We start from the raw sequence: 21,755 nt of genomic DNA on the forward strand, positions 1-21,755 counted from the left end.
CCGCAGCAGACGTCAACGACGACCCCGACGATACCAGGTCCAGAAACTCGTCCAAAACCACACGACTCACACGAACCATGCAACGCACCAATCAGATCAGACGTTGCAACGACCATATGACTCCACCCACCGTTTTAGGGCACAAATCGACTCCCCGAGGGGTTGGGTGGGGTGGCGCCGCGCTGGTGCCGAGCAGGGTCGGGTGGGGCGGCGGGCGGGGCGGTGCCGCGCGCAGCGGTATCGGGTGGTGGCGGCGGCGTGTATGTTGCCCCCACCGTCGGTAGGGGCCGAGCGTCAGCCGCGAAAGTACTCCCATGGTGCGCCGCAGAGGCGGCGGCGCACGAGACTAAAACAGCCGTGAGTCGCTGTCGTCGAGGCCGCGCATCGCGTCGTAGTCGAGCAGCAGGGTACGCATTCCGCGGTCGTGCGCGAGCGTGCGCGCCTGCGGTTTGATCTCCTGGGCCGCGAAGATGCCGGTGATGGGGGCGAGGTGCGGGTCGCGGTTCATCAGCTCGAGGTAGCGGGTGAGCTGCTCGACGCCGTCGATGTCGCCGCGGCGTTTCAGCTCGACGGCGACCGCGGCGCCGTTCGCGTCGCGGGCGAGGATGTCGACCGGCCCGATCGCCGTCATGTACTCGCGGCGCACCAGCACGTGGCCCTCCCCGAGGAGTTCGATCTGTTCGGCGAGGAGCTTCTGCAGGTGGGCTTCGACCCCGTCCTTCACGAGCCCGGGGTCGACCCCGAGATCGTGCGACGAGTCGGTGAACACCTCGTGGATGGAGACGACGAGGAGATCAGCCGTCTTCGCGTGGGTGACCTTCCAGAGTTCGGTGATGCCGGCGTCCCGCTGCTCGTCGTCGGGTTCCATCACCTGCAGGGTGCACGGCGGGCTCATCCAGTTCAGCGGTTTGTAGGATCCGCCGTCGCTGTGCACGAGGATGCTGCCGTCGTTCTTCAGCATCAGCAGGCGGGTGGCGAGCGGGAGGTGGGCGCTCAGTCGACCGGCGTAGTCGACGGCGCATCGGGCTATGACAAGTCGCACACAGCGAGTTTAGGCGTTACGCGTGAGCGCCGTGAGCGTCATCCGCGCGCGAACCGGCCGGAGCGCTCGCGGGCCGCCGGGGCGGCGAAGGCCGCGACGATCAGCAGCACCAGAATCACGTACAGGGCGTTCAGGATGCCGAACTGCTGCCCGAGGAATCCGATCAGCGGCGGGCCGGCGAGGAAGGCGAGGTAGCCGATCATCGCGACGGCGCTGACGCTCGCCGTGGCCTTCTCGGGGTCGTCGGAGGCGGCCGACATGCCGACAGGGAAGCCCAGTGAGGCACCGAGGCCCCAGAGCACGGCGCCGACCACGGCCATCCAGAGGCTCGGAGCGAGGATGAATCCGAGCAGGCCGATCGCGCCGAGCAGGGCCGACCAGCGGAGGATCGGTACCCGGCCGAACCGGTCGAGGACGGGGCCGCCGGCGACCCGGCCGACCGTCATCGCCGCGACGAACACGCCGAAGACGATGGCGCCGGTGGTGTTCGACTGGTGGTGACCGTCGACGGTGGCGATGGCGAGCCAGTCGTTCGCGGAACCTTCGGCGAAGGCCATTCCGAGCATGATCAGGCCGATCAGCAGGAGGCGGGTGTCGGCCCAGACGGCGAGGCTCTCGCGGAGACGCTGCTTCAGGGGGAGCTTGGCGCCCGCGCCCGCGCCAGTGCCAGTGCCAGTGCCAGTACCCGGGCCCGCGCCGGCCGCGGCTGCTGCTGGCGCGACCTCCGCCTCGGTCTCGACGTGCTGCGGGAGGAAGCGCACGGCGACGATGCCGATGAGGGCGATGAGCGCAGCGATCACGGCGAGGTGCCAGATGACAGGCACCGCGAGGGCGGATGCGCCGGCACCGAGGGCCGCGCCGGCCACCGTTCCGAGGCTGAAGAAGGCGTGCATCAGCGGCAGGAGGGTGCGCCCGATGGCCCGCTCGGCGGCAGCGCCCTCGAGGTTCATCATCACGTCCATGGCGCCGTTGCCGAAGCCGAGCACGGCCAGCGCGACCATGCCGAGGGCGAGCTCGGGAACGAACGTGGCGGTGATGCCGATGCCGGCGAGGCCGATTGCGACGAGCACCATGCAGAGCGCGATGCCCGCGCGGGGGCCGAGGAGGTGCAGCAACTGCTGCGAGGCGACGAGGCCGAGCACTGCGCCCACGGCGAGACCGAGGATGAGCAGGCCCACCTGCGAGGTGTCGAGGCGAAGGTCGTCGCGCACCGCGGGCAGACGGGAGACCCAGGTGGCGATCGCTAGGCCACTCAGCGTGAAGATGACGAACACGGCATTCCGCCAGGGCTTCAGGCTCACGGATGCCGTGGCCTGGCTGAGGGGAGCCGTGACGTTCGGCGATGCGGACTCGGCCGACGGTGACATGGGGTGAAGTTCCTTGCTGTGACGGGAATCGAATCGATTCGATTGCGATTCGACTACGCTAAGGGATGTGAGTGCAAACAATCAACCTCACCCCGATGGCGGACTGGATTCGGGGCCCTCGGAAGCTACGGCCGACGTATCGCCGGTCGAGCATCCGCGGGCCACGCTCGCCAACGTGGCGAAGCGGGCGGGAGTGTCAGCGTCGACGGCGTCGATCGCGTTCAGTGGGGTCGGTTCCATCTCGGAGGCGACACGCGAACGCATCCTGAGAGCCGCTGACGAGTTGCGCTACTTCGGCCCCGACCCTCGGGCGCGGTCGTTGCGGCAGGGGCGCTCGGGGATCGTCGGCGTTGTGCTGGAGGATCGCGTGATCCACTCGTTCCGCGACCCGATCACCATCGCGGTGCTCGACGGCATCTCCCAGGAACTCGGCAACGAGAACGGCGGGATGCTTCTGCTGACCTCGACGGGCATGGGTGAGTCGAGCATCCAGAGCGCCGTGTTCGATGCGGCGGTGTTCCTCGGCTGCAGCCCCCGGCTGACCCGGTCGATCGAGGTGATGCGGCAACGGAACATTCCGATGGTGGCGATCGAGGGGCAGCATTTCGACGGCGTTCTGAGTGTGGCACTCGACAATCGTGAGGCGGCGACCCGGCTTGCGCAGCATGTGTACGACCTGGGGCACCGAGATGTGGCGGTCGTGACGCTGCCGATGGATGCGGTTCGGGAGCTGCGCGCGCTGACCGAGGTGATCGTGGCCGACGCGACGACGGCGGTGTCGATGGAACGGCTGGCCGGTGCGCGCGAGGTTTACCCGAAGCTCGGCGGATATGTGGCGGCGAACTCGTCGAGCGACGATGGGTTCGCGGCGGGGCTGCTGGCGCTGGGCGGTGCGGGCGGCGGGTGGAGGCGGCCGACGGCGATCATCGCGCAGAGCGACCTGCTCGCGGTGGGGGTGATCCGGGCCGCTGAGTCGCTCGGGTTGCGGGTTCCTGGCGATCTGACTGTGGTCGGGTTCGACGGCGCGCGAATCGAAGGCCTCAGCGACCACGACCTGACGACGATGGTGCAGCCCGCGACGGAGAAGGGCCGGGCCGCCGGGCGTGCTGTGACGGAGCTGCTGGCGGGCGGGCATCCACCCGACGCCCACTTCACCTGCACCCTGCACCTCGGCACGACTTCCGCCCCGCCGGCCTGACCTGACCAGCCCCGCTCCGCGGCCCCCACCCTCCCCTCGATGAGCGCGGGGTCAGGGGTGCGGGAGGGCGGCGGAGGACTGGATGGCGCGGAGCTCGCCCCAGAGGGTGGTGGCCTGCTCGCCGGTGGCCGTCGCCGTGATCTGCACGAGGTCGGTGACGGGTCCGTTCTCGATGATGGCGATGCGCACGCCCTGCATGAGGGTGCCGACGCGGGCATCCGTGTAGCTGAACTCGATGCGGAAGCCCTCGCCTCCGAGCACGGGCAGGGTGTCGCGGCCGAGCTCCACGCCACCCTCGATCGAGGTGACCTGCGCAGTGACTTCCGCTGTGGCCTGCTCGAGCGTGTAGCCGGCGCCGAACCGGGAGACGGCGACGATCACGTTCGGGCGGAACTCGCCTGACGGCACGGCGCGTCCGGCGGCGAGGACCGCCCCTGCAGCGCCGAACGAGGCCCAGTCGTCGGGCAGCTCGAGGCTGATCGACGGGTAGGCGGGGGCGGAATCGCTGGGGAATACCAGGGTGGATGTCACGGTGAGACCTTTTTTGCGGGTGGACTGGGGAGCTGGGTGCCGACGAAGCGACCGGCTAGAAGCCGAAGACGTCGCCGACGTTGTCCACGATGTCCTTCGGACTGAAGGTGAGCTCCTGGGAGAAGCCGCCGCCGATGCCGAAGGTGACGCCGGCGTCCCAGCCGAGCTGGACCTTGTCCCAGGTGGCGTCGGCGTCGACGTTAGCGTGGGCGCCGATCCCGGTGCTGACCTCGTAGCCCACCTTCTCACTGATGCCGCCGGCGGTGATCGTGCCGTCTGCGCCGACTTTCGCGCCAGCGAACACTTCGCCGCCCGCGTTGACTCCCGCGCCCTGCGGTCCGATGGTTCCGCCGGCGTTTCCGTCGACGGCTGCGCCGCCAAGGGCGTTGATGTTGCCGCCAAGGCTGCTGAACTCGTTCAGCTTCACATCGCCCGTGGCGTTGAATTCCTCGCCGACCATTCCGCTGGCGTCGGACTTCGCGTAGTACTGGCCGTCCTTCGTGACGCCGGCGTGGGCCCCGGCGTCGCCCTTCACGCCGTCGAACCGGTCGACGCTGCCGCTGCCGACGATGTCTCCGGCGCGGAAGTTGCCGTGCGCTTCACCGCCGACGCCCCAGCCCCAGCCGGCAGTGGCGCTGTGGTCGGTGGCACCGTTCGGGCCGTAGGTGGTCTCTCGGTTCGCGTGGCCCTCGCCGTTCTGCACGGAGAGCGAACCGCCTCCGGTAGCGCCGTCGCCCTTGATGGGGCCGGTGGTTCCCCACGAGACCTTGTCGGGGGTGATGCGGATGCCCCCGGGCAGTGTGGCGGAGGGAGTACCCGATCCGGGGCCGGAGCCCGGCGCTGAACCCGATCCAGAGCCGGCGCCGGAGCCGCCGCCCGCCCCGCCCACACCGTCTGTCGAGGCCGCGTTCTGCTCGTCGGCGTTCCGCAGGAGATCGGCACTGCCCGCCGAGAGCGCGCGGATCGCGGACTTCAGGCTCGAGGTGTGCGAACCGTTCCAGTCGCTTCGGAAGCCCTGGGCATCCGGACCCTGCCAGGCGTGCGCAGCGTTCACGTTCGTCGTCAGAGTCGACGTCAGGCCCGCCAGGCGGGTCGCTGCCGTGTCGAACTGCTGTGCAAGGGTGCGGAGGGATGCGACATCTGCTCCGTAGAAACCACCGGCCATTCCAACCACTCCTTCTGTCTTTCGCCGAATCCGGAGACGACGAAGGCGGGGACCAACGATCGGTCCCCGCCTTCGGTCGGTGCTAAGCGTTCGAAGTTGCTTCCTGGTCGGACGCGTTCTTCGCCGACTTCTGCGACGCGTCTTCGAGAGCGGCGATGACCTGTTTCAGCGCGGCGGTGTGCGTGGTGTTCCACTCGCTGCGGAAACCTTCAGCATCCGGACCGGTCCACTGCACATTCTGAAGCGCGCTGGTCAGAGTGGTGAGAATCTGCTGCACCTGCTGCGACTGTGTGTTGAGCTGTTTGCTGAGTGAGCGGACCTGCTCGACGTCAAGACCCCATACGGCCATTTTTCTCTCCTTTGTTGGCGCGAGACCGGATGCTCCGGTTCCCCCTGAATCCTGTGAGGTGTTTCTCTCACGTTTCAACAGTATGGGAGGGCCGCCGTCTGGTCGATGGGGAGAACTCCCCATGCGCGGGGGCGCTGCTCGGTCAGAACCCGCCGGGCCCCGCACCGTTGCCGCCGCCGCGATGGATGCCCGCGTCGAACTCACGGCTGAGGGAGTCCTTGTGGCGGGGAAGGTCCCGCGGATCGAGCTTCTCCTGGAACTCCTTCGCCCGGTGCTGACGCACGAGCAGGACCACCACGAGCAACACGAACAGCGCTGCGAATCCGATCACGAACCAGAACAATGTCATGAGAACCTCCTCAGGATTCAGTTCAACGCTAGCCCGCCTGGCGAGCGAAGTCCACCGTGCGGGCCCGGGCCTCAGGCGTTCGCGAGGGCGATCTGCACCTTAGTGACGCGGCCCTGGTGCACGAGGAAGCCGCGTCCCGGCGGGAAGTCTGTGCGCTTGAAGCGGCCGAGCGAGGTGCCGAGCAGGGAGTCGCCGTCGAGTTCGCCGGGCACCAACAGGAGGCCGCGTTTGGCGGTCTTGAAGGGGCCGGCGAGAGTCCAGGCGCCCGACCAGGTCGAGGATTCGCTCTCGCCGATGACGAAGACGTCGTCGCGGAGGGCCCGCTTCACGAGGCGGTCGACATCGGCCTCGAGGGGGGATCCGTTCAGCTCGCCGATGTTCTCGAAGACGAGCACGAAGTCGGCCGCCGCGAGCGAGCCGGCGTCGAGCTGGGCGGCGACGTCGTCGGCGAAGGCCGAGAGCTGGGCCGGGTCGGAGATCGAGAGTGCCCAGAACGGCAGCTTCGAGAGGGTGGTGGGGCGGGGCGAGACGTGCACGAGCCGCACGGCGGGGCGGGCCCGGTGGATGGCGGTGGCGATGGTCGCGAGGGCGTTCGACCGGCCGCTGCCCGTCGACCCCGCGACCAGGAATCCGCCGCGCTGGGCGACTCCGAACGGGGCGAGATCCTCGTCGCGGAGGCCGAGGGAGGGGTGAGCGGATGCGCCGGGGCCGGCGAGCACAGGCAGTTCCGAGAGCGACACGGCGTCGGCGAGGCGGCCGACCGGGGTGGCGGGCGCGACGCCCTGGCGGCGCATCGAGTCGGCGAGCCGCGCGATCTCGCGAGCCTGGATGGCGATGTTGGAGTCGCCGCCGAGCACGGCGATCTGCACTTCGTTTCCGGCCATCAGGCCGCGGCCCGGAGGCGAGACAGCGGAGAGGGCATCCTTCGGCGCGCCGACGAGCGAGTAGTCGTCGGGGTTGGCCATGCGGAGCACGATACGGCGCTGGATGGTCGAGCCGAGCGAGGCGGGCACGGCGTTCGGGCGGTCGCCGGCGACGACGATGTGCACGCCGACCTGGCGTCCGTCGGTGGCGATCTGCGAGAACACGGTGAACCAGGCGGAGTGGCCGCCGAACTCGTACTGTTCGCGGAACGCGCCGATGCCGTCGACGAGCACGAGGATGCGCGGTTCGGCAGCAGCGCCGGGCTCCGACGCCATGGCGCGGTACTCCCCGATCGAGCCGGCCCGTACTGCTGCGTAGCGGGTGGACCGATCGTCCACCAGATCGCGCAGCATGCGGAGCAGTCGGATGACACGTTCCTGGTCGTCTCCGGCGATGATGGCGCCGACGTGTGGCAGTTCTTCGAGCATGGCGAGGCCGCTGGAGCCGAAGTCGAGGCCGTAGACGTGCACGGGTCCGCCGCGCGGGGTGACGGCTGCGGCGACGGCGATGCTCCGGAGGGTGGCGCTCTTGCCGGAGCCGCCGGTGCCGTAGACGGCCATGTTGCCGTCGCGGTCGGGCTCGTAGAAGACGGTCGGCTGGGCCTGGTTGTCGGGTTCGTCGATCACGCCGAGCAGCAGACGTTCGTCGGTGCGCGGGTTCGGCAGGAGCGAGAAGTCGTAGAGCGGGGCGAGTTCGTCGAGCCACGGCTTCCGGGGTTCGGGGATGCGCGCGAGGGCGGAGGCGGCCGTGATCGACGTGACCAGCCGTGCGATGTCGTTCGGCCCCTGGTCGGTGAGGGGGGCGGCGTCTTCAATCGCGGGGGCCTCCCACGCGACACCGGATCCGAAGTTCATCTCGACGATGTCGATGCGGGGCACGGGGGGTTCGTCGGTGGTCCAGCCCCCGGCGTAACCCGTCTGGAAGGCGGCGATGCGGCCGGGCCCGGTCTTGGCGGCGCCCCGACCTGGGATCGACTGGTCGAAGTAGGCGGCGCTCGGATTGCCGAGGATATCGCTGGAGTCGTCGGCGTCGGCCATCCGTAAGGCGATCCGGAGGTTGGTGTTGGCACGCAGGTTGTCCTTGATGACGCCGGCCGGGCGTTGCGTGGCGAGGATGAGGTGGAGGCCGAGCGAGCGACCCCGCTGCGCGACATCCACGACGCCGTCGACGAACTCGGGCACCTCGCTGACGAGGGCGGCGAACTCGTCGACGACGATCAGGAGGCTCGGCGGTGCATCCGGGTCGCCCGTCTTCTCGAGCGAGGCGAGATCCTTGGCCTTCTTGCTGTTCAGCAGGTGCTCGCGGTAGCGGAGCTCGGCCCGAAGCGACGTGAGCGCTCGGCGCACGAGGTGCGGCGAGAGGTCTGTCACGAGGCCGACGGTGTGCGGCAGGCCCACGCAGTCGGCGAAGGCCGCGCCGCCCTTGTAGTCGACGAAGAGGAAGGTCGCGCGGTCGGGCGAGTGCGCAGCGGCCATGCCGAGCACCCAGGACTGCAGGAACTCGCTCTTGCCGGCGCCCGTCGTTCCGCCGACGAGGGCGTGCGGGCCCTGGCTGCGGATGTCCAGGTAGAACGGTTCGGTGCCGGTGTGCCCCACCAGCGCACGGAGGTTGCCCTCCTTCGAGCGACGGATGTGCGGGGACCCGTCACGGCGGCTGATCGAGTTGCTTTCGCGCCACCGGTCGAGCACGGCATCCGGAGCCTCGGCGAGCTCGGTGCCCGCGAGGGCGAGGTAGGAGACCGACTGGGGGAGGTCGGAGGCGTCGTCGATGGGCGCGCCGACGTCGACGACGGGGGCGAGCTGCTTGGCGAAGCGGTGGGCGAGGGCTCCGTCGACGACCTCGCAGACGACAGGGAAGGTGTTCTCGCCGAGTCTCACCTGGCCGGCGGTTGCGCCCTCGGGCGACTGCTCGATGCTCACGAAACTGCGGCAGGCGGCGGGCAGGCTGCCGATCGCGGGGGCCGACCAGACGATATGGATGTTCGCGTCAGCGCCGCGCTCGACGAGGCGCGTGAGGCGGCCGCGGTCGACGGGCGCGTCGTCTTCGATGACGAGGATGACCGCCGGGACGAGGGGCGGAACCTGTTCATCCTGCTTCCGAGGCCCGCCCGCAGTGGCGCCGGCCGCCCGGCTGGAACCGATTGCGACGCCGCTGACGGAGCCCCCGGCCGGGCCGCCGGTGTCGACGGGACCGCGAAGCGAGACGGCGTTGCGGGTGCGCTTGGCGACGAGTTCTTCGAGCCGAGCGAGAAGGGCGAGGCCGCTGCCGGCGTTGTCGGTGAGGTGGTCGCCGCTCAGCGGGCTGTGCGGCGACGAGGTGTGCGGCAGCCACTGCAGCCACTCCCAGGTGGCGCGGGAGGTCGGCGAGACGAGGGCGCAGACGACGAGTTCGGCGGGCGAGTGGAGGCCTGCCAGCTGGGCGACGAGCGACCGGGCCACGCCGCCCCGCAGCTCGGCGGGGCCGGCGACGCCGAGGGCGCCCGCGCTCCGCAGCTCGACGACGACCGGCACGTCGTCGATCACCGCGAACTGCTCGGCGACCTCCTCGAGCTGCGCCCAGTACTCGGGCAGGGAGTCGTTGTTCGAGGGCAGGCCGACCCGGTCGCGGCTGAAGGCGCGGCCGATGCCGAGCCGCACGGTGAGGAAGGCGTCGTGTTCGGGCCGGTGCGTCCAGAGCGGTGACGAGAGGCGGAGGGCGGCCTCGACGGTGTCGGTGACGGCCGGTGCCTCGGTGAGGCGCACCGCCCGCTGCACGCGCTGGCGGTCGTGCAACCGGCCCACGTAGGTGTTCAGCGACTGGGTGAACGCTCTGATCGCGTCGCGCAGTTGCCGCCGGGTGGTGATGCGATGGTCGATGTAGGTGCCGATCATCAGCAGGGGGCTGAGGGCGACGAAGACGACACTCAGCAGCGACTGCGTGATGGCGAACAGCACCGCGCCCATGATGAGCGGGGCGATGAGGGCGATGATCGGGAAACGCTGTGCCTGCGGCCGGGTGGGCGGTGCGGGTGCCGGGTATTCGGCGCCCGGATAGCGCGCGACGACCCGCGGCGAACGGTTGTACTCGATGACCGGGGTGGAGGGCGCGGCTCCCCCGAGGCGTTGCAGCGGGATGACGCTCACCGCGGTGTCTCCGAGAACGACGACGTCTGCGGGGCCGAGCACGGTTCGGGCGACCTGCTCGCCGCCCATCAACAGCCCGTTCGCGGAGTTCAGGTCGATGATCTCGACGTTCTCGCCGATGTTGATGCGCGCGTGGCGTTTGGAGACGAGAGTGTCGCTGAGGCGCACATCGATGCCGCGCTCGCGGCCGATGTGGCTGGAACCGAACGGCAGCTCGAACTCGGCACCCGCGTCGGGACCGCTCAGAACGCGCAGGGTCGCTGCCGCGGGTCCTCGGCCCTGGCCGCTCGAGAAACTGTCGCTGAACTGGCGGAGCTCGACGACGGAGCCGGAACGGAACCCCGATTCGAGAAGGTTCGACTCGGGGTCGAGCAGGCGCGGCTCACCGGTGGGGCCTGTGACCTGGAGGGTGAGACGGCGGGGCCGGAGGGGAGTGGATGTCGCGGCTCCGGCTGCGCCGGCGTTCTGCGGGTCTGCGGCGAAGAGCGCATCCGCGATGTTGCTCACCCGCGTGGTGGCGTCGGCGGTCAAGGCGAGGTCGGCGGTGCTCCCACCGGGGCGCTGCAGGGTGATCTTGATTCGCACGGTCTACAGTCTCGCGTTCCGGTCGGTGGGGGTGGAGGATCCCGGTGCCTGCGGCTCGTCGAGCAGCGGAAGCTGGTCGCGCGTCACGATGCGGGAGAGCACGGCGTACTCGACGAGCCGCGCCCGGCGGTTCGTGGCAAGGGCGCCGACCCCGCCCCGCAAGCCGTCGACGCCCGAGCGAGCGAGCTTGTCGCACACGTTGTCGAGCTTGCGGTTGAACCGGCTGATCGCCCAGCCCAGCCGCTCGGCGGCCGCAGCCGACGAGGGGATCTCGCTGGTTCCCGATCCGTCGCGCTTCAGCATCGGTTCCGCCAGGGCGAGGATCAGCAGCCTCTGCGACGACGTGAACGCGATCGCACCGAAGGTGGTCGCGCCGTCCCCGTCGGGCACGGTCGAGGTGTCGATGAACGGGGGGAGCGAGGTGTGCACGGCGAACTCGTAGCTGGTCGGCCCCGCGGTGAAGACCACGGTGGTGAGCCGGAAGACGATCGGCAGTCGCGCCCCCGGGGCCAGCCAGGCCTGCACGCCGCCGGCGGAGTCCGACATCGACGCCGACAGCCGCGAACCCACGTTGTTCAGCCACCACAGGCCGTCGCTGAAGGTGATCTGCAGGAAGTGGCGGTGCAGGTACTGGTTGTCGTCGATGTCGAGGTCGGCATCCCGCCCCACGGTGAACGCGGTGTTTGGGTCGAGGCGATACCACTCGCCGCAGTACTCGACCGAGGCCTGGTTCGTGTCGGTCACCTGGTTCGTGTCGGTCACGGCTGGCACTTCGTCACGGGATCGGAGGCGCGGCCATCCGTTCGACGGATGATGACCTCGATGCAGACCTGGCCCGATGCCGCGGCGGGAACGGTGACCGTCGGGTCGGTGACGGGGGCGAGCTTCGGTTCGAGGCCCGGACTCACAGTGCCCCAGAGAAAGACATCGCCGTCCTCCGGTTTCGGATTCTGCCACGTGAAGACGATCCCGGCCGCTGACGTCTGGGCGGCGATGCCGCTCACGGCGGGCACCCGTTCGGCGGGCTGGATGTCCACCGGCGCGTCTGCGCTGGACGTGACCTGGGCGGCCGGACTTCCGCCTCCGGCGTTCAGGGCGAAGACGATTCCGAGAACGATGACGACCACGAGGAGGGCGGCGCCGCCGACGAGGAGCGGGAGACGCGAGCGACGGGCTGGGGCTTCGGGGAGGGGCGCACCGGCCCCGCCCGGCTGCTGATCGCGGCGCACCGTCTCCTCGACGGTCGGGGCCGGGGCCATGGCAGCGGGTGCCCGGCCGACAGCGGGTCCGGGTGCGGAGCCGAAGGGGGAGCCCACCGTGGGTACGGCGCCCCGGCGTTCGACCGTCTGCTCGAGCGTCGGCTGGGGCTGGGGCTGGGCCGGGGTCACGGGCGCGGCGGGAGCGATCGGGGCACGCGTCGTGGCGGGTGCCACCGGGTCGATCGTGACGATACCGCGGATGCGCGTGTTCCCGTCGTCCTCGTCTTCCTCCACCTGGGCGGGGAGCGCGTCGTCGAGCACATCGGCTGGCGTCACGCTGAGGCTCAGTTCGAGCTGCACCTTCTGAAGGGCCCGCGCGAATTCGAGGGCCGAGCTGTAGCGATCGCTCGCCCGCTTGCTCATCGAGATGGCGAGAACCTGCTCCAGCGAGTCGGGAACGTCGGCACGGCCCGTCAGCTCGAGCCGCGCGTTCTGGATGCGCGCGATCAGGTCGAGGCCGGCGTTCGACGCCCCCGTCTGCTCGAACGGCGACCGACCGGCGAGAAGGGTGTAGACCGTCGCTCCCAGAGAGTAGATGTCGGCAGCACGGCCGCTGGCCGGGGTCTGGTCGAACACCTCGGGCGGCGACCACGGGATCGACATTCCGACCGATTCCCGTTCGGCACCCCCCACAAGTGCGACGGATATTCCAAAGTCGGTGAGGGCGGGGCGGTTGTATTCCGTTGTGAGAATATTCGCCGGTTTGATGTCCCGGTGCAGGATGCCCGCCCGGTGCGACGTCTCCACAGCGCCTGCCACCTGGATTCCGATACGGAGCACCTCGGCCACACCGATCTTCTCGCGCCGGTACCGGGCTCCGAGGTTGGGACGGGGGCAATACTCCATGGCGAGGTACGGCCGGCCGTCGGCCGAGATGTCCGCCTGGTAGATGGTGACGATCGAGGGGTGGGTCGAGAGCTGCGCCATCAGGTTGGCTTCGGCGTCGAAGCTCGTGCGGGCGTTCGCCGACAGGGTCTCGGGCAAGAGCACCTTGATCGCGACGCGGCGGCGGGGCATCCGCTGCTCGTAGAGGAAGACGTCGGCGAACCCACCCGATCCGAGCAGTTCGACATAGCTGAAACCGGCGATCTCGGGCGGGAGCGACGGCGGGCGGCGTGCGCTCACGAGAGGCCTTCGACGGTGAGCGTGACGCCGTCGCCGATGTCGATGACGTCGCCTTCGAGCAGCAGCATCGGCTCGCGGGGGGTCAGGCGGGCCGGTGGAGTGCCCTCCCGGTGCAGCACGGAGCCGTTCGTCGTCTCGAGGTCGACCGCGAGCACGTGCCGACCTTCGATCCGTACCTCGAGGTGGTTGCGGGAGATGTCCTGCTGGGGGCTCGGAACGGTGACGAGCGTAGGCATCCGGTCAGCGTCGACGCGGTTGGCGCGCGGCCGCCTGCCGATGATGATCGTGCGGTCGAGGGTGACGGTGTCTCCGGTGGAGAGGTGGATGCTGCCGTGCGACGGATGGTCGGCTGAGGCGCTCGCGGCGGTGTCGGGGTCGTCGGTTGCGGCCGCGTCGTCGGTTCCGGATGTGGCGCCGCCGAGGCGGCGCATCGCGTCGAGTTCGGACACGGTGACGGTGAGTCCGTCGTGGTCGACGTCGACGTCGATGGCAGTGTCGCGGTCGGTCTCGGTCTCGGTCTCAGCCTCGATGGCGGATGCCGGGGCAGGCGCGCCGATGGCGGGCGAGAATCCGGGCACGCGGTCGATCAGGCCGGTGGCGGGCGGCGCCGTCCAGTCGGCGGGTGCGGGTGGGGTGGGCGCGGGCACGATCGGGGCGGGCGGAGCAACCGGAGCGGCAGGAGCGGAGGGTTGCGACTCAGGGGCCTCGGTCTCGTCTTCGTCGTCGATCTCGCGCACCGCAGCAGACTCGATCGACTTCACGACAGTCGCACCCCACAGATGGTCGTATGCCTCGTCGGGAATGTCGGTGCGGGTGTCCTCGATCGCGTCGGGAAGGGGCTCGTGGACTTCCTCGACCGTGGTCGGCTGGATCGGCTCGACCGGCTCAACCGTCTCGGAGGGTGACGACAGCGTGGTGGTCGTCGTTGCGGGATCGGGTGTCGTCGGGGGCCCGGAGGGGGCTGAGGGCGGGGGTGTTGCGAACGCTTCGGGGGCGGCCGCAGGTGCGGATGCCCCTCCGGGTGGCGGCACCAGTTGCACCCGCACGGACTCGGCGAGAACCACACCGCTCCGAATAACGAGGCCACCGCGGGACACCTCGGGGCGAACATCCGGAATCGCTCTTGCTGCACCCAACAGGAGCGTCTCCGCTCCCGTGACGACGCGCTCGCTCCAGGTCGTGATGTCTCTGCCCGACACCGTCAGCGGGGCAGCGCCAGGTTCGGCGACCGAGATGGCGAGGGTGCCGCGTACGGCAAGACGCACCTCGGCGCCCGAGAAGATCGCCACGGCGAAAGGTGGGATCGCGGCGAGGCTGGTGCCGAACGCCCCCGTCAGGGACTCGAGCACGGCTCCGAGTCCGTGGCCGCCGTCGAGTGCTGCCCAGACGGTGTCGGCGAGGTCGGCAGGGAGGTCGCCGGGCAGCATCGCCACGCCGTGGTCGCTCACGACAGCGAGCCAGGTTCCGGGCAGATAGGTCTGTCGGGGCATGTCAGGGTGCCTTTCCGGCGGAGAGCGGGGACCGCGGGACGGTGTCTTCGTCGGGCTCCCGGCGATTGTGCGTGTCGACGGGCGGGCCCGCGTGCCCGGGCTGCGGCGGAGCATCCAGAGTCGCATCGAACGCATCGATCACGATCGCCGTGAGATTGTCGCGGCCGCCGCGGAGGATCCCCTCGTGAACGAGCCGGTCTGCGGCCGCCTGCGGGTCGGCCTCCTCGGTGAGCGCCGCGAGGATGGCGTCGTCGTCGAGTTCGCCCGAGACGCCGTCGGAGCAGAGCAGGATCCGGTCGCCGGGTTCGACCGGCACGAGCCAATAGTCGGGCCGGTACACGCCACCCGCTCCGAGGGCACGGGTGATGATGTTCCGCCCCGGATGCACGGCCGCCGCCGCGCGGTCGATCTCGCCTTCGTCGACGAGTTCCTGCACGACAGAGTGGTCGACGCTGATCTGTTCGAGTGCGCCAGCGGCGAGGCGATAGGTGCGGGAGTCGCCGAGGTTGAAGACGAGCCAGTACGCCTCGCCCTCGATCTCGGAGATCGCGACGCCCGTGACGGTCGTACCGGCACGGCGCTTGCCGCCCGGGAGGATCGCGGCGATATCGGCGGCGGCCCGGTCGAACGCCTCGCGCACCTCGGCGGGGCTCGCCGACGGGGCGCCGGACAGCGCGCGGAATGCCTCGACGGCGAGAGCGCTGGCGACCTCCCCGGCATCGTGACCGCCCATGCCATCGGCCACGACGAAGATCGGTGCGCTGTCGAGCAGGGCGTCCTCGTTCGCCGCCCGGCGGAGGCCGACGTCGGTCGCCGAGGCCGAGTGGAGACCGAGGGCGCTGAGGGAGAGCGATTCCGAAGTCGTCATCGCGCCGGCACCTCCACGACGGTGAAGGATCGGGTTCCGACCCGCACGGTGTCGCCGGTCTGCAGGGTGGTGCGCGTGCCCGGGTGAAGGCGCGTGACGACGCCGCCCCGTTCGAGCCGGGTGCCGTTAGTCGAACCGCGGTCGCTGACCCACGGCGCAGGGTCCACGTCGAGGTGGGTCTTCGACACGGATCCGCTGTCTCCCGTCACCCGCAGCAGCAGATCGGCGGGGTTGCGGTTCGGTGACACGGGGTCGCGGCCGAGCACGCCGGGTCGGTCGACGGCGAGGAGTTCGCCGGTGTCGAGGCGGAAGGCGAAGGCGATCGCACGCGGGGCAGCAGGGGGGCTCAGGCGCGTGCTGTCGAGGTCGGTGTCGGGGAGGGCGGCGGGCTGGGGCTCGGCTTCGGGCACGGCAGCGACAGGTTCCGGTGGCGCGAAGCCCGGCACGGCGGAGATGATCGGTGCTGGTGCTGGTGCTGGTGCTGGTGCTGGTGCTGGTGCTGGTGCTGGTGCTGGTGCTGGTGCTGGTGCTAGTTCTGGTCCGGGCGCCGCGACCGGCCCCGCACCGACGATCTCGCCGTGCCCGATCCGCAGCGGGTCGGGCCCGTGCACCACATCGATCACCCGGGTCTTCGCGATCCGGTCGTGCCAGCCGCGGTTCTGCCCGGCAGGATCCCAGAGCGGCGAGAGGTAGACCACGAGGCGGCCGACGCCGAGCACGAGGGAGCCTGCTGCCACGATCAGGGAGCGCACGATCATCCGGAGCAGCCCGGGGGTGGTGAAGGAGTCCGAGCGCACCAGACGGAGACCAAGCATCCGCTTGCCGAAGGTGTAGCCGAGGAACGCCTGCATCAGCAGGCCGATCAGGGGATAGAGGAGGGAGCCGGCGACGACGACCACGAGCCGCCAGCCGTCGATTGCGATCGCGCCGGGGCGAGCCGAAGTGAAACCCCCGGTGACGGCGACCACCGTGACCACGATCAGGGAGAGAAGTGTGGTGAAGGCGGCGTCGACCAGGTAGGCGATCACGCGGCGGCCGTAGTTCGCGCTCACGATGGTCCCGGCGTTCAACGGTGCGACGACCGGGGTGGGGCGCCAGTCCGTTGCGGCCCCCAATGGCGGTGAGGCGGCTGGCAGGGAACCGGCTGCGGGCTGCACCGAATCGAGTCCCAGCGCGGTGACCCGCGTGCGCGACGACACGGGCGTGCCGCAGGTCAGGCAGAAGGGAGCGTTCGCGGGCACGGGCGATCCGCATTGGGTGCAAGGGAAGCTGCCGTCGGCCCGGGCCGTCGGAGTGACACCACTCACGACTGGTGCCCCCGGCGTCGGGCGGCACGTCGTTCGGCACGCCGGGCCCGGAACGAGGCGAGCGAGGTGCGTGCCCGGAGGCGTCGCCAACCGCTTCGTGAGCTCCCCATACCCTTGACGATAGCCTCAACTTCGGCCCAGAAACCTTCCACATCTGCCGGTGTCGGTTCACCGGGGCCGAATATGCCGTTGTCGGCACGTTCGGCGACGCCCACCACGCCGATGGTCGGATAGGCCTCGGCGAGAGTGCTCGCGGTCTCTCGGCGGGTCACTCCGACGGGCACGGGGGTGCCGAGGTCGCCGGCGCGGTCGACGATCTCGTCCCAGCCCCCGCTCAGCCGGTCTGCGGCCTGCTCCGCGTTGCGGCGGCGCTTCCGCCGGCGGAGTTTCAGCAGCCCGACCACGAGGAGGGGTGCGAGCAGCACGAGGAGCAGCAGCAGCGAGCCGCCGGCCACGTAGTACACGAAGACAGGGAAGCCGTCCTGCTGGGGCTGCTGGTTCTCGTCGGCATTGTCTGTGCGCACATCGGGGGGCAGATCGGCCGGTTCCTGCGGCGGGGGCGGCGGCTGCAGTACCTGGGCCTTCGGGTCGGAGCGCGGTTTGGGCGCCTCGGCCGTCGGAACCTGGTCTTTCGGCGGCGTCGGGTCGAACGGCACCCAGCCCGCCTTCTGGAAGTCGACCTCGACCCAGGCGTGCAGGTCGTCGCCGGTGATCTGCTGGGCAGCGGATGCTCCCGCGTACTTCTCCGGATAGAACCCCATCACGACGCGGGCCGGGTAGCCGAGTTCACGCGCCATGAGCGCCATCATCACCGCGTACTGCTCGTCGTCGCCCACCATCTGGGGCGCGGAGAGCATCGACGAGAGCCGCTCCTCGCCGTGACCCGCGCGGGACGGTGATTCGCCCTCCACGCCATGGCTGAAGAACCCGTTCTGGCTGAGAGACGTCGCGAGATTGCGGATCTGGGTGAGCGGATCCGAGGCGTCCCCGGCGTAGTTCGAACCGAGTGAGCTGACCGCGTCGGCCACGCCCGAGACCTTAGGCATGGCGACCGGAGCGATGCTGTCGGTCTTGAGGGCATCATCGCTCGGGATGACCGGGATCGAGACATCCATCGAGTAGGAGTCGCCCTTGGTGAGGCCGAGCGTGCTGAGGCTGACGCCCGTCGCCGCGTTGTAGTGCAGCGAGTTCGCCAGCTCCTTCGCACGTGCCGTGTCTGCGCTGAAGGTCACTGCATCGACGGAACCGACATCGGGCACCCACGGGCCGGTGAGGTCGCCGACGGTCACGTCGAGCGTGGCCGGTGTCGTCGGCACGGTGCTGGCGTTCGCGGACGACGGCACCTCCTCGCTGACCCGTCTGAAGTCTCCGGATGCCGCCGAACCGTCGGCGGCCACGTTGTAGACGATTCCGTCGTAGGCGTCGAGAGTCGCGAGCCTCACCCTCGCGTTGTCGGGGAGGCCCTGCACGGTGAAGAGCACGTTCTTCTTGTCATCGCGCACGTATTTTCGGAAGGAGACCAGCGGGCTGGCGTAGTCGTGGATGTCGAGCGGCGGCTCGATCTGATCGCGCAGAGCGTCGCGGGTGACGGGTTGCCCGGCAGCGCCACCGGCAACAGCACCGATGACCAGTGCGACCACGACGAGGCCGGCGCCACCGGCGAGGCGTGTTGTGCGGAGACTCCGGGCCGCAGAGAGCTGCGCCGGATCCGCGCCGGCCGCAGCGGGGCCCGAGCCGCCGCTGCCAGCCGCAGAGCCGAGCTGGTCCCGCCGGTCGGCCGCCAGTTCGGTACGCCGCACGGCCCACCAGCTGAGGGCGACGCCGATGAAGACCGCACCCTGCAGCACGGGGAGTGCGGCATCCCGCGTGCCGAAGACGATCGCGGCGATGAAATATGCCGCTGCAGGCATGAATGCCCAGGCCGCGCTGCGCCGGAACCGGAGGGCCAGGCTCAGGGTGAGAACCGATGCCACAAGGCTGAGGAGCAGCGGCACCACGAGCGTGCCCGGGAAGCCGCCGACCGGCGTCTGGAGGGTGAGCACGTCCTTCCAGGAGAAGATGATGCCGAGCACGAGCTGCCGGAGGGATTCGAGAGTGGGCACGACGCCCGCGATGGCGGCTGACGGCACCGCGAGCAGGGATCCGAACAGAAGGTAGGCGACCAGCGTGAGTGCGGTGAGAATGAACAGGTTGAGACGGAACCGTGCTCCCAGGGCGGCGATCACGGAGCCCAGAACGAGCCCACCGCCGGCCGCGAGCACGAAGCCGCTGCCGCCGAACGCCGGCGCGAATCCGACGAGCCCCGACACCAGGAGCGCGAGCATGGCCGCGCAGTCCAGCGCCGGCCGCCAGAACGGCCGGGGCCGCGTAGGCGCGGGTGCCCGGCCCTCCACCCTCCTGCCGGCCATCAGGCGTTCACCCGCCGGAGTGCGGGGGCGAGATCGGTGAGGTCACCGATCGTGAGGAGAGTGAGCTCCCCGATCATCCGCCGCCCGACCGGTGCGCCCGGTTGGCAGCGCACAGCGATGACCGTGACGCCGAAGGGGAGTTGCACGGAGGCCTTCCGCATCTGCGTGGGCGTGACGGACGCGCCGAAGAGCAGCACGGCGACCGAGGCGTTCGGCACCGCTTCGCCCGCCGTCTTCGCGAGGTGCACGATCGATTCACGGCTCTGCCGCTGCTCGATGCCGGAGAGATCGTCGAGCAGGCGCCGCCCGGTCTCTGTGTGCAGCGTCTGCGACTGCACCATCACCGTGACGTCCCGCTCCTCGATGAGAGCCTGGATGCCGAGCGATCCGCACGACGAGACGGCGAGTTCGAACTCGTCGGGGTCTCCGTAGTCGGCAGGGCTGGTCGAGAGGGCCAGCGCGAGGTGGGAGCGCCGGGTCTCCTCGAACTGGCGCACCATCAGGGTTCCCGTGCGGGCGCTGGTCTTCCAGTGGATGTTCCGACGGTCATCCCCGGCCACATACTCCCGAAGCGCATGGAACGAGACGTCGTCGTTCGAAAGGTCCTTGGTCGTCTGGCCCTCGAGGTCGCGGATGAATCCCGCCGACGATCCCTCCAGTCGAACGGTTCGCGGATGCACGTAGAGCTCGATCGCGTCGGTCCACCGGATCTCCCGCCGAAGCAGCCCCAGCGGGTCGCCGCGCACCGACTTCACCGGGCCGACGTTCAGCACGGCACGGCGCGCGGTCGGGATGCCGAAGAGGTCGTCGTGCGAGGCGCCCGGCACGAGGCGCGGCACATGGAACGATGCCAGTCCGGCACCCACGGGCAGTTCGATACGCGACGGCAGAAGCGCACGCGCGGAGTCGTTACCGATCACGATGCTGCCCACGGCGCGGGTGCCGACGACGACGCGGTTCGCCGCGAGGTTCAGTTTCACGGTGTATGCCGAGCGGCCGACCACGAAGACGACGGAGAGCGCGAGCACGGCAAAACTGGCGAACGCGATCACGAGGAGTTCCTGCCAGCCGAACGACAGGCCGGCGATGAGTGCCGCGACTCCGGCGGCGAGCACGACCCAGCCGAACGGCGAGACGACGGTGAGCACGGGCGAGAGCACGGGCCAGACGGTTCGGGAGGTGGCGCGCCAGGCCGGCTGCGCGGCCCGCAGCACCGGACGGCCGACGCGCTCGCCCACGACGTGACCGGCCCGACTCGCCTGCCCGCCGGCATTCGCTGCGGAAGCGCGAATGCCGGCCACACGGCCTCCGATGCCGGCCACGCGGCTGCTGCTCTCGGCCTCCCTGCGCCCGGCCTGGGCTGCGGCCCGGCGCCCGGCGCTGGCATCGGCGACGAATGGGCGGCCCTGCTCTGATCCGTCGCGAATAGCGCGGCGGTTTCGTCTGTGGCCGCCCGTTGCGTGATCCGCGTCGGCGTGGCCTTCGGGCGCGCCAGACGCCGGAGGCGCGCCTGCGGCGCTCTGCGGGTCAGGTGCGGTCATCGGGAGGGCCTGTTCGTCGGGGTGGGAGAGAGAGTGGTCTCGGGATGGAAAAAAGCGGCGGGGCGGGTGGTCGTCAGCCCCGCATCGCAGGGTGGGCGCGGCACGCCGGCCGTGCGCTCCGCGGGGCTAGACGGTCGCCGGCTGCCGCGCCTGCGGTGCCGCCACGTCAGCCAGCACGCGCGCGAGCACCTGGGCGGCGGTCGTGCCGGCGAACTCGGCCTCCGGGTCGAGCACGAAGCGGTGCGTCCACACGTGCGGCGCCAGCTCCTTGATGTCGTCGGGCAGCACGAAGTGCCGGCCCTGCGCGGCAGCCCAGACCTTTGACGCCCTGATCAGGGCCATCGCCCCGCGCACAGACACTCCCACGCGGCTCTCGGGCGCATCCCGGGTCGCCTCGGCGAGCTGCGCCGTGTACCTCAGGATCGCGCTGTCGACATGCACCGTCGCGGCGAGGTCGGCCATGTCGGCGACAGCGCTCGTCGTGATGATCGGCGTCAGCGCCGCAGACGAATCACGAATCGACGCCCCCGCCAGAATCAGTTCGGCCGACGCGAGGTCGGGGTAGCCGATCGACGTCTTGATCAGGAAGCGGTCGAGCTGCGCTTCGGGCAGCCGGTAGGTGCCGGCCTGCTCGATGGGGTTCTGCGTGGCGATCACGAGGAACGGGCGGCCGACGCTGTGCCCCACGCCGTCGACGGTGACCCGCGACTCCTCCATCACTTCGAGCAGGGCCGACTGCGTCTTCGGCGACGCACGGTTGATCTCGTCGGCCAGCACGATCGAGGCGAACACGGGCCCCTTGTGGAACTCGAACGCGTGGCTGTTCTGGTCGTAGATCGTCACGCCCGTGACATCCGAGGGCAGCAGGTCGGGGGTGAACTGGATGCGCTGGTGCGTGCCCTGCACCGTCGCGGCGATCGCGCGCGCGAGCGACGTCTTGCCGGTGCCGGGAGCATCCTCCAGCAGCACGTGCCCCTCGGCGATCATGGCCATGATCGTGAGCCGGATGACGCCCTGCTTGCCGAGAACGGCCTGCCCGACGTTGCCGACGAGTCGGTCGAACGTTCCGGCGAACCAGGTCGCCTGTTCGGTGGTCATGCTCAAAGTTGTCTTCTCCTCAACCCG

At 70.1% G+C, this 21,755-nt stretch carries 16 protein-coding genes; 1 reads left to right on the forward strand and 15 read right to left on the reverse strand.

Annotated elements, in window-relative coordinates:
- Positions 1 to 346 precede the first annotated feature (346 nt).
- Positions 347 to 1,042 (reverse strand): endonuclease NucS, encoded by a 696-nt coding sequence (nucS, locus tag B7R22_RS00520; RefSeq protein WP_116409884.1) that lies wholly within the window; start codon positions 1,040 to 1,042, stop codon positions 347 to 349.
- Positions 1,043 to 1,080: 38 nt separating this feature from the next.
- Entirely contained in the window at positions 1,081 to 2,409 is a 1,329-nt protein-coding gene (locus tag B7R22_RS00525) for an MFS transporter (protein ID WP_116409885.1), read from the reverse strand.
- A 67-nt stretch (positions 2,410 to 2,476) separates the two neighbouring features.
- On the opposite strand from B7R22_RS00525, the gene B7R22_RS00530 reads away from it, so the two are divergent.
- Positions 2,477 to 3,607, forward strand: a complete 1,131-nt coding sequence (locus B7R22_RS00530) for a LacI family DNA-binding transcriptional regulator (RefSeq protein WP_253258793.1) — start codon at positions 2,477 to 2,479, stop codon at positions 3,605 to 3,607.
- Between the two features lie 51 nt (positions 3,608 to 3,658).
- Here B7R22_RS00530 and B7R22_RS00535 read toward each other — a convergent pair whose 3' ends face one another.
- From B7R22_RS00535 to B7R22_RS00595, 13 genes are all read right to left on the reverse strand, one after another.
- Positions 3,659 to 4,138 (reverse strand): LpqN/LpqT family lipoprotein, encoded by a 480-nt coding sequence (locus tag B7R22_RS00535; RefSeq protein WP_116409886.1) that lies wholly within the window; start codon positions 4,136 to 4,138, stop codon positions 3,659 to 3,661.
- A 55-nt stretch (positions 4,139 to 4,193) separates the two neighbouring features.
- Positions 4,194 to 5,303: a WXG100 family type VII secretion target gene (locus B7R22_RS00540; RefSeq protein WP_116409887.1), complete on the reverse strand. Its 1,110-nt coding sequence runs from the start codon at positions 5,301 to 5,303 to the stop codon at positions 4,194 to 4,196.
- An 82-nt stretch (positions 5,304 to 5,385) separates the two neighbouring features.
- Complete coding sequence (locus B7R22_RS00545) at positions 5,386 to 5,652, reverse strand: WXG100 family type VII secretion target (protein ID WP_116281296.1); 267 nt, start codon at positions 5,650 to 5,652, stop codon at positions 5,386 to 5,388.
- A 142-nt stretch (positions 5,653 to 5,794) separates the two neighbouring features.
- Positions 5,795 to 6,001 (reverse strand): hypothetical protein, encoded by a 207-nt coding sequence (locus B7R22_RS00550; protein ID WP_116409888.1) that lies wholly within the window; start codon positions 5,999 to 6,001, stop codon positions 5,795 to 5,797.
- Positions 6,002 to 6,072: 71 nt separating this feature from the next.
- The gene (locus B7R22_RS00555; protein WP_116409889.1) at positions 6,073 to 10,632 is read right to left on the reverse strand and encodes an FtsK/SpoIIIE domain-containing protein; all 4,560 of its coding nucleotides are present in this window, start codon (positions 10,630 to 10,632) and stop codon (positions 6,073 to 6,075) included.
- A gap of 3 nt (positions 10,633 to 10,635) precedes the next feature.
- Positions 10,636 to 11,394 (reverse strand): hypothetical protein, encoded by a 759-nt coding sequence (locus B7R22_RS00560; RefSeq protein ID WP_253258794.1) that lies wholly within the window; start codon positions 11,392 to 11,394, stop codon positions 10,636 to 10,638.
- Positions 11,391 to 13,016, reverse strand: a complete 1,626-nt coding sequence (locus B7R22_RS00565) for a serine/threonine-protein kinase (protein WP_116409890.1) — start codon at positions 13,014 to 13,016, stop codon at positions 11,391 to 11,393. The genes B7R22_RS00560 and B7R22_RS00565 overlap by 4 nt, the downstream gene beginning before the upstream one ends.
- Entirely contained in the window at positions 13,013 to 14,506 is a 1,494-nt protein-coding gene (locus B7R22_RS00570) for an FHA domain-containing protein (protein WP_116409891.1), read from the reverse strand. The genes B7R22_RS00565 and B7R22_RS00570 overlap by 4 nt, the downstream gene beginning before the upstream one ends.
- A gap of 1 nt (position 14,507) precedes the next feature.
- Positions 14,508 to 15,374, reverse strand: coding sequence for a PP2C family protein-serine/threonine phosphatase (locus B7R22_RS00575; RefSeq protein ID WP_116409892.1), 867 nt, complete (start codon positions 15,372 to 15,374; stop codon positions 14,508 to 14,510).
- On the reverse strand, positions 15,371 to 16,615 hold the full coding sequence (locus B7R22_RS19410) for an RDD family protein (RefSeq protein WP_216363341.1): 1,245 nt from the start codon (positions 16,613 to 16,615) through the stop codon (positions 15,371 to 15,373). The genes B7R22_RS00575 and B7R22_RS19410 overlap by 4 nt, the downstream gene beginning before the upstream one ends.
- 62 nt (positions 16,616 to 16,677) lie before the next feature.
- A complete protein-coding gene (locus B7R22_RS00585; protein ID WP_172582127.1) occupies positions 16,678 to 19,005 on the reverse strand; it encodes a transglutaminase-like domain-containing protein in 2,328 nt (775 codons plus the stop codon).
- Positions 19,006 to 19,088: 83 nt separating this feature from the next.
- On the reverse strand, positions 19,089 to 20,630 hold the full coding sequence (locus tag B7R22_RS00590; RefSeq protein WP_116409895.1) for a DUF58 domain-containing protein: 1,542 nt from the start codon (positions 20,628 to 20,630) through the stop codon (positions 19,089 to 19,091).
- Between the two features lie 126 nt (positions 20,631 to 20,756).
- Positions 20,757 to 21,734: an AAA family ATPase gene (locus tag B7R22_RS00595; protein ID WP_116409896.1), complete on the reverse strand. Its 978-nt coding sequence runs from the start codon at positions 21,732 to 21,734 to the stop codon at positions 20,757 to 20,759.
- Positions 21,735 to 21,755 lie beyond the last annotated feature (21 nt).

Origin of the sequence: Subtercola boreus, assembly GCF_003399635.1 — a bacterium.
Taxonomy (GTDB): domain Bacteria; phylum Actinomycetota; class Actinomycetes; order Actinomycetales; family Microbacteriaceae; genus Subtercola; species Subtercola boreus_B.